Source organism: Chitinophaga nivalis, assembly GCF_025989125.1.
GTDB lineage: Bacteria > Bacteroidota > Bacteroidia > Chitinophagales > Chitinophagaceae > Chitinophaga > Chitinophaga nivalis.
This window is the reverse complement of sequence record NZ_JAPDNR010000001.1, coordinates 6,783,347-6,800,303: the sequence shown is the minus strand read 5'-3', so window position 1 is coordinate 6,800,303 and position 16,957 is coordinate 6,783,347. Positions and strand designations below refer to the sequence as shown.

General features: G+C 49.7%; 1 protein-coding gene (only partly in view). It reads left to right on the top strand.

All 16,957 nt of this window come from inside a single coding sequence — locus tag OL444_RS24745, non-ribosomal peptide synthase/polyketide synthase, on the top strand. Of the gene's 89,850 coding nucleotides, 13,902 precede the window and 58,991 follow it; the stretch shown corresponds to coding positions 13,903-30,859, spanning codon 4,635 (complete) through codon 10,287 (partial); the first complete codon in view begins at nt 1. Both codon boundaries (start and stop) fall beyond the window edges.

Sequence of the window (16,957 nt, the reverse complement as noted above, 5' to 3'; positions counted from 1 at the left end):
GAGGAGCTGACCTATCGTACCCTGAATGAAAAAGCGAACAGACTGGCGGATTATCTCCGGCAAACCTGTGGCGTTCAGCAGGAGGAACTGGTGGCACTTTGCCTGAACCGCTCGGCATATACGCTGATTAGTATATTGGCCGTGCTCAAATCCCGCGGCGCTTACGTACCTATTAATCCCGACGATCCGGAAGAAAGAATTACCTATATCCTGAACGATATTGCCGCGAAACAGGTATTGACAGATAGCGATCATATAAACCGTATTACGGCCATCACGGCAGGGTGGCCGGTAAGGGTAACTGCCGTGGATCAGGATGCATGGTTATCACCCGGAGATACAGACAATCCGGTGTATCGCAGTAGTGGGACTGATCTGGCCTATGTGATCTATACCAGTGGAACAACCGGTGTGCCCAAAGGCGTGATGGTGGAACATCGCAGTGTAGTTAATATGCTGCAGGGGATAAAAGCAAACTATGACTTTACCGCTGATACCGTGATGACGGCGTATACCGCCTATACTTTTGATGTATCGGTGGCCGAGTTTTTTATCGCATTATTGCAGGGTGTCACCTTACACCTGTTAAGCGATGATGTCCGGAAAGATGCAGGGCTGTTGCACGATTATCTGTTGGCGCATCGTATCAGTGATGTATACCTGCCACCGGTGATGCTGGCGATGTTGCCCAAGGTGGAGTATCCGGCATTAAAAACAATCAGCTACGCAGGAGAGGCTTGCGATGCGGCTACCGCGTTGTATTGGTCGTCCCATAAACAGCTCTTTAATTATTACGGTCCTACAGAAGCTACCGTGTATGCAACTGTCAGACATATCAGGCAGGGGGAAGTGCAGATTATTGGTCGCCCGTTACCGAATGTAACGACGTATGCACTGGATGCCGTTCAACGCCCTGTGCCGGATGGCGGTATCGGGGAATTATATATCGGTGGTGCGGGAGTAGCCCGTGGCTACCTGCATGCACCGGCGATAACGGCAGATCGTTTTATAGCGAATCCGTATCAGTCGGCAGCAGAAAAACAAGCAGGTGTTAATAGCCGCTTATACCGTACCGGCGACCTGGTCAGGTACCTCCCGGATGGCCATATCATGTTCCTGGGACGTAACGATGGCCAGCTGAAACTAAGAGGCTATCGTATCGAACCCGGTGAAATAGAAGCACGGCTGATCGCTTATCCGGGGATTGAACAAGCGGTGGTACTGGCTGCAGAACAGGCTACTGGCAGCCGTTACCTGGCAGGATATTATGTGGCGGCAGCTGCCCTGGATCAACAGGAAATACTAATCTACTTACAACAATATTTACCGGATTATATGGTGCCGGCTGTGCTGGTACATTTGAATGCATTGCCACTGACCGTAAACGGGAAGCTCGACCGGCGTGCTTTACCGGATCCGTTATTGATACAAACGGAAGTATACCAGGCGCCCGCTGATGAAACAGAAACCTTGTTATGTGAAATCTATGCGTCGGTATTGGGACTGCCGGTGACACAGATCGGCGTAACAGATGATTTCTTCCGGTTAGGGGGAGATAGTATTGTGAGTCTGCGGCTGGTGAGCCGGATCAGACAGCGTATAGGCGTGCAGGTGACAGTGAAGGATATTTTCCGTTGCCGGACCATCGCTGCACTCAGTAAACTGGTGAGAACAAATGAAGGAGGGCCGGCGAAATTGCTGTTGACAGAACAGGGTATACTGGCCGGTAGCCTGGAATTATTACCCATCCAGGAATGGTTTTTTAGTCAGATAGATAAAGGCATCTTCCCGGAATATAACCATTGGAATCAGTCTTTTCTGATACAGGTACCGCCGTTGGATCGGCAGCTGCTGGCAGTAAGCCTCCGGTTACTGGCAGGTTATCACGATAGCTTCCGCCTGCGGTTCCGGCAGACAGATACGCACTATGAACAGTATTATGAGGAAGTGATACCGGAAATCATCCCCCATTACCTGGATATACGCAGCCTGCCTGCTACCGATACATTAACGGCTGTATTAACAGAATGGCAGCACCACTTTGATATAACAGGCGATCGGCTGTTGCAGACCGGCTACCTGGAAGGCTATGCAGATGGCAGTGCACGTATCTGGCTGGCGGCACATCACCTGCTGATCGATGCCGTGAGCTGGCGGATTATCTGTGAAGACCTGGAAAAGATCTATCGTCATTTGGTGGAGACGGAAGCAACAACACCGGATCTAAATAAGCTATTAGGACAAAAAGGAACCAGCTACCGGCAATGGGTACACGAAGTAAACCGTTATCATAGCGATGCGGAAAAATCATACTGGGAACAGGTGATAGCCGGTGTAGCTGCAGCTAACAGTCTGCTGGCTGCCCGTACCACTGCGACGGTAAATTATGCCGGTCTGAAACTGGATGTGGACAATACCCGCCGGTTACTGCGTGATACCGCACAGGTATACCATACGCAGATCAATGATATTTTACTCGCTGCATTGAGCAGGGCGCTGGCTGATGTGACAGGCCGTAACGAGCATTACGTATTGCTGGAAAGCCATGGCAGGGAAGAGCTATCGGCAGCCGTAGATATCACCCATACTACCGGATGGTTTACGACCATGTATCCGGTGCAACTGACCGCCACCGGTAATGACTGGGGTACACTCGTCATCGGAGTAAAGGAAACATTACGCGAGGTGCCCCGCAATGGTATTGGTTATGGTCCGGTAATAGGCTATACGGCGCATGAACTACCAGGTATTTGTTTTAACTATCTGGGACAGTTCGACCGGCAGGAAGAAGTGAAGGCCGCCGAATGGTTTATCACCGGCGAAAACAGTGGTATGTCTATCGCTGCAACCAACCATTCCGCACATTTGCTGATGATTACCGGTTGGGTAATAGACGGGCAGTTACACCTCTCGTTTTCCGGGCGGCTGGCGGCCACTGAATTATCGGAGCTGGCTAATCATTACCGCCAGGCACTGGAAGCTGTTATTACGCATCTGAGCAGTGCACAGCGTAGTTATCTGACCGTAAGTGATACAGGTGGTTTTGTTTCCACGGAATACCTGGATCGGCTGCAGGTTGCAGGAGAAATTACGGGCGTGTATCCGGTGAACAGCCTGCAGGAAGGTTTCATCTATCACGCCCTGCATCAGGGAGCTGGTGGTGATGCCTATCAGGTACAGCTGAACTGGGAATATCAGGATGAGCTTCATGTGGCGCATTTGCAACAGGCATGGCAATCAGCGCAGCAACAGTATAGCGCGCTACGGCTTCGCTTTGCCTGGGATGAAGCATTGGTGCAGGTGATTGATAAACATAGCACAGTCAATTGGTATGATGCAGATATCAGCGAACAAACCGTTGCCGCACAGGAGGCATATATTGCGCAGTTGGCTGTAACCGACCGTGCTACTGCCTTTGACCTGGCAGCAGGTAACCTGTTCCGGATTTACCTGGTGAAACGGACAGACCGCCTGTATCAATGTATGTTCAGTTATCACCATGCCATACTGGACGGTTGGAGTATTCCGGTATTGCTGGCATTTGTACATCAGGTGTATGGCCGGTTACAGGCCGGACAGCCGGTGATGGTACAACCAGAGAACAGTTATATCCAGGCGCAGCAATACCTGAAGCAACATGCATTGGAGCAGGAGGCCTTCTGGACCCGGTATATCGATCAGGATCTGCCTAAAGAAGACCTGAGCAGTTTGTTGCTCCCGGATAAGCGCCAGCTGTTACGTCCGGATTATCGGGATTTGCAGACAGAAGATGCTTTGTCCGTCGGAATTGCAGGAGCACGTTATCAACAACTGAAAACATACTGTTCTTCACAGGGTGTTACGGTGAATGCCGTATTACTGTACCTGTGGCATAAACAGTTAAGCATATACGAAAATACCCCCACCACCGTTGTGGGCGTAACCGTGTCTGGCAGAGGGCTGCCGATAGACGATCTGGAGCAGTCCGTCGGCTTATTTATCAATACCCTTCCGGTTATTGTAGCACATAAATCCGGCCGCCTGACGGATCACATCAGCGCATTGCAGGCCCATGTTAATGACATGAATAGCCGGAGCAATGTTAGTTTGCGTAAACTGCAACGGGATGGCGAACGATTGTTTAACAGCCTGTTTATTTATGAAAACTATCCGGTGCCGGATGCGGCCCGGAATACCTTGTCGTTTGTTTTCAAAGGCGCCGTGGAGAAACTGGATTATCCACTGGCAGTAGTGGCCTTTGAGCGGAATGAAGAAGTGGTAGTACGGTTGAAATATGCCCGTACTTTATTTGCTGCCGCGCGTATACAACAATTGCTGGACGGCATGATTACCCTGCTGGACCAACTGTTGGAAGAGCCGGATATTGAAACAGGTCAGTTATCTTACCTGGATGCCACCCAGTATGTGCAGGTGATGCAGCAATGGAATGCCACAGCTAAAGCCTATCCGGATACACAAACCATTCATCAGCTATTTGCGGCACAGGTTTTACGTACACCCGATCAGCCGGCATTGATATACAAAGCAACACAACTGACCTATGCTGCCTTGAATGTACGCGCCAATCAGCTGGCAGCTTACCTGATCCAACAACATGGCGTGGGACCTGATGTGCCGGTCGTATTATGCCTGGATCGTTCGCTGGATTTAGTGGTGGCTGTATTGGCCGTATTGAAGGCAGGTGGCACCTATGTGCCGGTAGATCCGGGATATCCGGAAGAACGAAAAGTATTTATCATACAGGATACCGGTACACAGGTGGTGTTAACCAACGCCTCTCAGGTTACCCACCTGCAACAGCTTGCAACCCATATTGCCATTGCTGCGGTAGATGAGGAAGCGCAATATGCGACTTATGAAACAGCTGATCCGGCGTATATCGCTACTGCTGATCATCTCGCCTATATTATTTACACCAGCGGCACCACGGGTTATCCTAAAGGAGTGATGGTGCCACACAGGGGGGTGGTAAACCTGATGCAGGAACTGATACCGTTGCATCAGCTGAATACCTATAAACATATTGGCTGCTATTCCAACTATGTGTTCGACGCCTTTGTATATGAGGCTTTCCCGGCATTATGTAATGGCAATAGTTTGTATTTGTATGGAGATGATATCCGGACTTCACCGGAAGACCTGGCCGTTTATATCCGGGAGCACAATATTGCTGTATCATTTATTCCACCGGCATTACTGCAACTGTTTATCCGGCAAAATCCTTCGCTGGCATTGATTTTCACCGGAGGAGAGTCATTACCTGATCTGCGTGACTATGCTTTTGAAGGAGAAATCATTAACGAATATGGTCCTACGGAAGCAACCGTATGTACCACGTGGCACCGTTACCGGGAGAGTGGTAATGCGGCCAATATTGGCAGGCCTATTGCCAATGCAGTCTTGTATGTACTGGATGCGCAACAGCTACCTGTTCCGCCGGGTGCCATCGGGGAATTATATATCGGGGGTGCCGGTGTAGCACGGGGCTACCTGCATTTGCCGGAACAAACTGCTGCTTCCTTTATCGACAACCCATTCCGGACAGCAGCAGAAAAAACACAGGGTATCCATGCCCGTTTGTATAAGACAGGCGATCTGGTGAGATACCTGCCGGATGGTAGTTTGGAGTATGCGGGCAGGAATGATGCGCAAATTAAAATAAGAGGCTACCGCATTGAAACCGGAGAAATTGAAAGCAGGCTGGCCACTTATCCGGATGTGGAACAGGGAGTAGTCGTAGCTCGGGAGTCAGCTACTGGTGGCGGAAAATACCTGGTGGGTTATTATGTATCTACCACCACGTTGGATGAGCCGGCGATGTTGACTTACTTAGGGATGCACCTGCCCGAATACATGATACCGGCCGTATTGGTGCACCTGCATCAATTGCCGCTGACCGTGAATGGGAAAGTAGATCGTGCTGCATTGCCGGTACCGGTATTAACAGATCAAACCACTTACCAGGCGCCGCAGAATGAAACAGAAGCTATATTATGTGCTATTTATGGCGAAGTGCTGGGCCTGGCGGCAGATAAGGTAAGCGTACACGACGACTTTTTCCGTTCAGGTGGAGATAGTATTGTCAGTATACAGCTGGCCGGCCGTATCCGGCAACGTTTAGGCGTGCAGGTAAGTATTAAGGATATTTTCAGATATAGAACCATCGCAACACTGTACCGGGCTGTTATTGCAACAGCAACGCAGGAGCATCTTATTGATGCGGAGCAAGGTGTACTCAGGGATACGTTGCCACTGTTACCGATACAGGCCTTGTTTTTTGAACAGGTGAATAATGGGCAATTGCCGGCCGCTCATCATTGGAATCATGCTTTCCTCATCCGGGTGCCGGAGCTGGATAAAGTATTGCTGGAATATAGTATAGCTATCCTGCTCAGTTATCATGACAGTCTGCGTTTACGCTACCGGAAAGATCCTGTCACCGGCAGCTACATACAGTCTTACACGGCCGATATTACGGTATCGCTGCAGGAAGCTACCATAGATCCCGCTGATCCGGCAGTGCTGTCGGCTATGCTTACGCGCTGGCAACAGGATTTTGATATCCTGGGTGATAAGTTGTTGCAGCCTGGGTATATAACAGGATATCCGGATGGCAGTGCCAGGATATTTTTTGCCATGCATCACCTGCTGACAGATACGGTTAGCTGGCGGATACTCACAGCTGATCTGGAAAAAATATATCATTACCTCCACGAGGCATGGCATAACAATAAAGGCGATAAAGCTGCGCTGGCCCATATACCAGCCCGGCGTATTTTGGGTGATAAAGGCAGTAGCTATCGTCAATGGGTAAACGTTATACATAGCTACGCAGGTATTACCGCCGGACATACAGCGGAACGGGCGTACTGGGAGCAAGTAGTAGAAGGGGTGCATGATAGTAATACCAGCTGGCAACAATATACCGGTGATTACTATCAGCAAGGCTGGTCATTGAGCAATGAACATACCCGGCTGTTATTGCAGCAATGCCATCAGGTGTATAACACGACTGCAGAAGATGTATTATTAAGTGCGTTAAGTATCGCGTTGTCGGCTGTCACGGGGCAGGATGCTCACCACCTGCTCCTGGAAGGGCATGGCCGCGAGGAGCTGAGTACCACCATTGATGTTACCCGTACAACCGGTTGGTTTACGGCCGTATATCCGATTGTATTGGTAACAGCAAACGGTCATCCGTCGGAAACACTGATCCGCGTAAAAGAGATGTTGCGGGCAGTGCCGCACAAAGGAATCGGTTACGGGGCATTACTGGGTTATGTGCATACGGAATTGCCTTGTATCCGCTTCAACTACCTGGGACAATTTGATCAGCAGGATGCCGCAACAGCAGCAGTATGGCGCATCACCAATGAACACAGCGGTACTACCATTGCTGCTGAAAATACAGACAACCGCAACCTCCATATCAACAGCTGGATGATAGGCGGTAAACTGGAATGCAGTATGGCCGGTGGTGTTAACCAGGATGTCCTGGAAGCACTGGCAGCCGGTTATCAGCAAGCACTCACGGCATTACTGGATGAGCTGAAGGAAGCGCCGCGTAGTTACCTGACAGTGAGTGATACGGATCATGTGGTAGCTGCTGCCTGTTTACACCGGTTACAGGCAGCAAAAGAAATAGTGGGTGTATATCCGGCCAACAGTTTACAGGAAGGGTTTATTTATCACGCACTCAAACAGGGTGATGTGGATGATGCCTATCATGTACAGTTGAAATGGGAATATCCGCAGGCACTGGCAGTAGATAAACTACGACAGGCATGGGCACAGGCACAGCACCGGTATAGCGCGTTGCGACTGCGTTTCGACTGGGAGGAAACGACGTTGTTACAGGTGATAGACCGCTCTGGTACACCTGACTGGCGTTATAGCGATGCAACTGCTTTAACGCGGCCGGCGCAGGAAGCATATTTTGAGGAGCTGTCTGAGGCAGACAGAAAAGAAAGTTTTGACCTGGCAGCTGGTAACCTGTTCCGGATATACCTGGTAAAAGCAACGGCCAATCATTATTACTGCTTGTTCAGTCATCATCATGCCATATTGGATGGCTGGAGTTTACCGGTGTTATTATCGTATGTGCATGATGTTTACCGGCAGTTAAGTACCGGCCAGACCCATACGTCGGAGCAGGAACATAGTTATATGACTGCCCAGCAATACCAGTATCAGCATCGGTCAGATCATTACACTTACTGGGAACAGTATACCGGAGCAATAACAGAACGGGAAGACCTGAGTAGTTTGTTATTATCTTCCCAACGAAGCATCGCGCTGGGAGATTACCGGCATATGTTGTTGCCGGCGGCGTTGTCGCTGCCAATTGAGGCAGCGCGTTATCATCGGTTGAAAACATACTGCACCGACCATGGTTTTACCTTGAATGCTGTACTGCAATATCTGTGGCACCTGCAACTGCAGGTGTATGGGAATAGTGCACTAACGGTAACGGGTATGGTGGTTTCCGGGCGCCAGCTGCCGGTAGATGATATTGAACAATCTGTAGGTTTATATATCAATACGCTGCCGGTCATCTATGAGCATCGGAAGAACAGGGTGGTGGACGCCATCGGGGAATTGCAGCAACATATCAATGATGTCAGCAGCCGCAGTAATGTGAGTCTGGCTAAAGTACAACAACGGGGCGCCCGGTTGTTTAACAGCCTGTTTGTATATGAAAACTATCCTGTAGCAACCGGTAGTTCCGGTAATGACAGCATACAGGCCGTTTTCAGGGAGTCGGTGGAAAAGCTGGACTACCCGTTGGTGGTAGTAGCCTATGAGCGGGATGCAACCGTTGTGATACGGTTGAAATATGCCGGTGAACTATTTGCGGAGGCAACGATCCAGCAGTTGTTGAAGGGGATGATAGCCTTACTGGATCAGTTACTGGCAGATGCTACCATCACTACGGATCAGTTATCTTACCTGGATGAAACGCAGTATCAGCAGATCATTCATACATGGAATGCAACGCGTAAAGCATATCCGAAGACCCAAACCATTCAGCAGTTATTTGCCGCGCAGGTGTTGCGTACACCTGATCAGCCGGCGTTGATATACAAAAATATACAGCTAACCTATGCTGCCTTGAATGCACGCGCCAACCAATTGGCGGCCTGGCTGATCCAACAGCATGAAGTGGGGCCGGATGTACCGGTGGTATTGTGTCTGGATCGTTCCCCTGACTTAGTAGTGGCCGTATTGGCGGTATTGAAAGCCGGCGGTGCTTATGTGCCGATAGATCCGGGATATCCGGAAGAGCGAAAAATATTTATCATAAAAGATACCGATGCGCAGGTGGTATTGACCAATACCACGTATATAACAACACTGCAGGCGCTTACTACCGGTATCGCAATGGCTGCAGTAGATCAGGAGGAACAGTATAGCAGTTATACAACGGCCGATCCGGCGTATACCGCTACTGCGGAACATCTCGCCTATATTATTTATACCAGTGGTACCACTGGTTATCCGAAAGGCGTGATGGTGCCGCATCAGGGAGTGGTGAACCTGATACAGGAATTGATACCGCTGCATCAGCTGGATCAATACCAACACATTGGCTGTTATTCTAATTACGTGTTTGACGCCTTTGTATATGAAGCTTTCCCGGCGTTATGTAATGGCAATAGTTTGTATTTGTATGGAGATGATATCCGGACTTCACCGGAAGACCTGGCTGTTTATATCCGGGAACATAACATTGCCGTATCGTTTATTCCACCGGCATTACTCACCTTGTTTATCCGGCAAAATCCTTCCCTGAAACTGATTTTCACAGGTGGAGAATCATTACCGGATCTGCGTGATCTTTCTTTTGAAGGTGAAATTATCAACGAATACGGCCCTACAGAGGCAACGGTATGTACCACGTGGCACCGTTACCGGGAGAGTGGTAATGCGGCCAATATTGGCCGGCCTATTGCCAATGCTGCATTATATGTACTCGATGCACAGCAACGTCCCGTTCCGCCAGGGGCAATCGGTGAGCTGTATATCGGTGGTGCCGGCGTAGCAAGAGGCTATCTGCATTTACCGGAACAAACCGCTGCTGCCTTTGTTGTTAATCCATTCCGGACAGCAGCAGAAAAAGCACAGGGTATTCATGCCCTTTTGTATAAGACAGGCGATCTGGTGAGATACCTGCCGGATGGTAATCTGGAGTATGTGGGCCGGAATGATGCGCAGATTAAAATAAGGGGCTACCGCATTGAAACCGGGGAGATTGAAAGCCGGATATTAACTTACCCGGGTGTAGAACAAGCGGTGGTGATGGCGCGTGAGGCGGCCACTGGTGGTGGAAAATACCTGGCTGGCTATTACGTATCGGCTACTCCCCTGGAAGAGCAGGAAATACGGACCTATTTAAGTACCTATCTGCCGGAATACATGATACCGGCAATATGGATACACCTGGATAAACTACCGCTGACGGTGAATGGTAAGCTGGATCGACAGGCGTTGCCCGTTCCATTACCGGCAGCCTATGAGCAATATGAAGCGCCTGCAGATGATATTGCCCGGCAGATATGTGCGGTGTATGCAGAAGTGCTGGGATTGGAAGCTGATAGCATAGGAATGCAGGATGATTTCTTTAACCTGGGAGGCGATAGTATTGTCAGTATTCAACTGGTAAACCGTTTGCGGCTACGTACTGGCATGCGCGTTACCGTAAAAGATATTTTCCGGTATCGTACCATCGCTGCTCTCTACCGGTATATCCGGGAGCATGCATTAACAGCGGCTCCGGTATTGCAAACAGAACAAGGATTGTTAACGGGCGTACTGGGACTGCTGCCGGTGCAGCAGTGGTTCTTCCAGCAGGCAGACCAGGGACTGTTTCCGGCCCGACATCATTGGAATCAGTCTTTCCTGATCCGGGTACCGGTATTGGATAAAACGCTGCTGGAACAAAGTATAGCGGAACTGGTACGTTACCACGATAGCCTCCGGTTACGTTATACTGCTCAGGATACCACTGCGTCCTATCTACAATATTACAGCGGTGATGTAACCGTGTTGCCATTAAATTACCTGGATATCCGTACGCTTCCGGATACAGCAGCATTGCCGGTTATTTTAACCACCTGGCAAAATAGCTTCGATCTCTTCGCTGGTCCATTGTGGCAGGCCGGTTACCTGGAAGGATATGAAGACGGCAGTGCCAGGATCTGGTTTGCTGCACATCACTTACTGATTGATACCGTGAGCTGGCGTATTCTCAGTGGAGATCTGGAGAAAATATATGCTTACCTGCTGGAGCAAGGTACCCGGCAGGAGGAAGATAGCTCCGCCGGTATCCGGCAATTATTGGGTGCCAAAGGCAGTAGCTACCGGCAATGGGTACACGTCGTAAATGATTATGATACCCTGTTTGCAAAAGAAACCGCCACGGAGAAATCGTATTGGCTGCAGGTAATACAGGGAATGACGGAAAGCAATACTACGATCCGGGCATTGTCTTCCAACCAGGAATCTACGACCAGTCTATCCCTGGATGCGGCAGATACGGGCAGGTTATTACGGGATATCCATACGGTTTATCAGACCAACGTACAGGATGTGTTATTATCGGCATTGTCTATTGCGTTATCACAGCTGACAGGCCGTACGGGGCATCCTATTTTACTGGAAGGACATGGCCGCGAAGCTTTGGCAGATAACATAGATCTGTCGCATACGACCGGTTGGTTTACCACCATGTATCCTGTGGTACTCACAGCAACAGGGGAACATCCGGGCGAAATACTGGCAAACGTAAAAGAAGGTTTACGGGCCATTCCACATAATGGTATTGGCTATGGCGCCTTATTCGGTTACGAGGGCAGTGCATTACCGGTGATCAGCTTTAACTACCTGGGACAATTTGATAAGCCGGCAGCAATTACCCCTGATGCATGGCATATTGTACAGGAACACAGCGGGATAACGGTGTCTCCATTGAATCAGTTACCGGCCGTATTGCTGATCAACAGCTGGATCGTGGAGGGGGTATTGCAGGTAAGTCTCGGAGGCCGCATGGCAGCCGCTCATTTGCAGGTGCTGGCAACCGCTTACCAGGCTGCCTTGCAACAGATGATCACCTGCTTGTTGCAATGCCGCCGGCATTACCTGACAGCGAGTGATACCGCACAGGTTATCGGTACTGCTTATCTAAACCGCATACAAGCCAATCGTGATATTGAAGGGGTATATCTGGCCAACAGTCTGCAGGAAGGGTTTATTTACCATGCCCTGAACCAGGGAGAGATAGACGACGCCTATAGTGTGCAGGTAAGGTGGATATATCAGCATGCACTGGAGGTAGAAAAAATGAAGGCAGCATGGCAGGGGGCACAGGAAAAATACAGTGCCCTGCGGCTCCGGTTTAGCTGGGAAGAAGCGCTCGTACAGGTGGTGGATAAAACCGGCATACTGGATTGGCGTTACGCAGATATCAGTGACTTGCCGGCCGCAGCACAGGAAGATTATGTACGGCAGCTGGCAGCCATCGACCGGAAAGAAACCTTTGACTTGTCTGCCGGAAACCTGTTCCGGATATATGTAGTGAAGCTGCAGGAAGATCGTTACCATTGTATATTCAGCCATCATCACGCTATTCTCGATGGATGGAGTATGCCGGTGTTGTTTGATTTTATTCATACCGCATATAACCGTTTACGTACAGGCGATACCGTATCTGTAGTGCCGGAAAACAGCTATGTGGCTGCACAGCAATACTTGCAGCAACATCGTTCAGATCATATCGCTTATTGGGAAGACTACGTAGGGCAACTATCAGCGAAAGAAGACCTGAGTAGTTTGCTGAGGCCGGAACAACGCATGGTGATCCTGTCTGACTACCGGCATATCCTGTCGCCGGCAGAGTCGACTGTGACGATTAAAGACAAGCTGTATGAACAGCTGAAAAACTATTGCACGGCAAACGGTGTGACCATAAATGCCGTCTTGCAGTATCTGTGGCATAAGCAGCTAAGTCTGTACGGACATAACAATACTACCGTAGTAGGGATGACAGTATCCGGTCGTAACATTCCGGTAGACCATATTGAAGCAGCAGTAGGGTTATTCATCAATACCTTACCGGTGATGCTGGAACATGCGGATAACACAATACTGGATACTATCCGGACTTTACAAAATCATATTAATGAAGCCAATAGCCGTAGTGATATCAATCTGGGCAGATTACAACAGCACGGAGAACGGCTATTCAACAGCTTGTTTATCTATGAGAATTATCCGTTGCCGGCAGAGAATAAAGCGGCTAACCTGGGTGTTGTTTTTGAAGGATCCGTGGAGAAGCTGGACTACCCACTGGCACTGGTGGCATATGAGCGGGGAGATGTCATCACCTTACGTTTGAAATATGCCGGTGAACTTTTCAGCGAAGCCATGATACAACAGGTGCTGGAAGGGATGGTATTGCTGCTGGAACAACTAAGTGTGCACGCAGCTGTGAGGGCTGATGCCTTGTCTTTCCTGACACCATTGCAATACCAACAGGTTATTCATGAATGGAATGCAACGGCACAGGTATATCCGCAAGATAAAACCATCCAGCAGCTGTTTGAAGAGCAGGTGCTGCAAACGCCGGATAATATTGCCTGTATAGACGAAAGAGGACAACTGACTTACCGGTTACTGAATGAGAAGGCCAATCAACTGGCGGCCTATCTGACGAATACGTATGCCATCCGGCCCGACGACCGGATCGGACTATGTATGAACCGATCTGTTGAGATGATCGTAGCTATATTGGCTATCCTGAAAGCAGGTGGCGCTTATGTGCCGGTAGATCCGGAATATCCGGAAGACCGTATCCGGTATATCCTGTCAGATATCCAGACAAAGGTGGTACTCACCAACACCGTATATGCGGCGATGTTAGGAGAGCTGACTGCCACTGATAAAATTGCCGTGGAAAGTATTGACAATGGTTTCCTGCAAACTATTTTATCATCCGTTTATCCGGTGGAAAATCCTGCACAGCATAACCAGGCAAGCCATCTCGCTTATGTCATCTATACCAGCGGTACAACAGGATTACCCAAGGGGGTGATGGTCGCACATCGTAATGTAAGCCGGTTGGTGAAAAATACCAATTACATCACCCTGACACCGGAAGATAACATATTGAGTTTATCCAATTTCTCATTTGACGGATCGGTATTTGATATTTTCGGTGCCCTGCTGAATGGTGCTACACTGGTGATTCCGGATAGCAATGCCTTGCTGGACCCGGAACGTCTGAATATATACCTGCACCGGTATCAGGTGTCGGTTTTCTTTATTACAACAGCATTGTTTAATACGATCGTACAGGAACGTCTCTCTGGTATCAAACAGCTGAAACATGTTTTATTCGGTGGCGAGCAGGTATCTGTTAATCATGTAACCACTTTCCTGCATGCATATGAAACGGTGAAGCTGTCTCACGTATACGGCCCTACGGAGTCTACAACGTTTGCCACTGCCTTTGCCTGTCATCCTGCCTTATTGCCGGCTGGTACGGTGCCTATTGGTCGTCCGATAGCCAATACCACGGCGTATGTACTGGATGCCCGCCAGATACCGGTACCTCCCGGCGCGATCGGAGAATTATACATTGGCGGCGATGGGGTAGCCAACGGTTATTTACATCAACCGGATTTAACCCGGGAAAGGTTTATCCCTAATCCTTTCCGTACGGCGGCAGAAAGGGAAGAAGATGCCAATAGTTGTTTATATAAAACCGGTGATCTGGTGAGATACCTGCCGGATGGTAACCTGGAATATATTGGTCGTAACGACTTCCAGGTGAAGATCCGCGGTTACCGTATTGAGCCGGGCGAAATAGAAAACCGGCTGATGGCCTATGCTGGTATTAAACAGGCGGTGGTCATCGCCAAAACACAGACTACAGGTAGCAGCAAATACCTGGTGGCCTATTATACTGCGGCCACTGCACCAGATCAAGCAGCGCTGTTGTCTTATCTGGGTACTTGTTTACCGGAGTACATGATACCGGCAGTATTGATATACCTGGAAACATGGCCGTTGACCCCCAATGGTAAACTGGATCGCCGTGCCCTGCCGGAGCCGGTGTTTACAGATCAGGTGGATTATACGCCACCGGAAGATGCTACAGAAAAACAACTGTGTATCCTCTACGGAGAAGTGCTGTGGCTGGATGCAGATAAGATCAGTATTAACGACGACTTTTTCCGGTTAGGGGGAGATAGTATTATCAGTATACAATTGGTGAGCCGGTTGCGGCAACGTGCAGGCCTGCACGTTACTGTAAAGGATATTTTCCGTTGCCGGACGATTGCGGCGCTGGCTCAGCATATCAATTCCCGGCAGGGAGCGCCGGTAGCGGAAATCCAGGCAGAGCAGGGATGGCTTACCGGTGCCGTAGACATGTTGCCGGTACAACGCTGGTTCTTTGATCAGCAGGCAGCAGGTATGTTGCCGGCTGCCCATCACTGGAACCAGTCGTTCCTGATCCGGGTGCCGGTATTGGATCAGACGATACTGCAACAAAGTATACAGAAATTAATCAGCTACCATGATAGTTTACGGCTGCGTTATCGTCAGGAGGGGGATGCCTGGCAGCAGTATTACAACGAAGCGCTGCCGCCGGTAACCGTACATTACCAGGATATCCGGCATTTACCGGCGATCGAAGCACTACCGCAATACCTCACGGAATGGCAACAGGATTTTCGGTTAACAGAGGGGCCGCTGGTAGCCGCTGGTTACCTGGAAGGATATGCGGATGGCAGTGCGCGTATCTGGCTGGCGTTTCACCATTTGCTGACGGATACCGTGAGCTGGCGTATACTGACGGAAGACCTGCAACAAATATATACTTACCTGAGCCGGGAGGTGCATACTGGCGCGATGAGTTCGGCCTTGCTGCCAGCTATTCCCGTACAGGTAATACTGGGTAAAAAAGGAACCAGCTACCGGCAATGGGTACACGCTGTAGCTGCACATCAGCCCCTGGAAGAAACGAGCTACTGGGCAGCAAAAGTAGGCCAGGTAGTACAGCATAATGAAGTACTGAAAACGGGGTATGCCGCAACCGTTAGCCAGGCAGTCTGTTTGCTGGATAAACAGCATACTGGTCTGTTATTGCACGATATACACACCGTGTATCATACCGCTGTCAACGATGTATTGCTGAGTGCACTGGCCATCGCGCTGACGGCCATTACCGGAGCGGAAAGTCATGCTGTTTTGCTGGAAGGGCATGGCCGGGAAGAACTGTCGGCCACCATAGATATTACACATACCACCGGTTGGTTTACGGTATTGTACCCGGTAATACTGGAGGCTGCAGGCAGTGATCCTGGTACGATACTAACAGGTGTCAAAGAAAATCTGCGCAGCATACCACGTAACGGTATTGGCTATGGCGTAACCCGGGGATATGTGCCGTCGGAGTTGCCGGCCATTAGCTTTAACTACCTGGGACAACTGGATCAGCAACATACCACAGCTGCTGCGGAATGGGTGATTACCGGCGAAAACAGCGGGCTGCCGGTTGCTGCGGTCAACCACCAGCCCGGCATGATCAGTATCAACGGCTGGATTGTCAAAGGTGCATTGCAGTTTCATCTTGCCGGCCATCTGGCAACAGAGGTGTTAACGGAATTATCTGTGCAGTTACGGATGGCGCTGGAAGCAATGATTACTTACCTGCATCAGGTACAAAGAAGCTATCTCACGGTCAGCGATGTAGGCCACGTAGTATCCGGTGAGTATCTCAACCGGTTACAGGTGCAAAAAGAAATTACCGGTATTTATCCGGCCAACAGTTTGCAGGAAGGATTTATTTTCCATGCGATCAGTCAGGGTGCGGTAGATGATGCCTATCATGTACAATTACAATGGGAGTATCGGGATGCGTTACAGGTAGCACATCTGAAAACTGCCTGGGAAT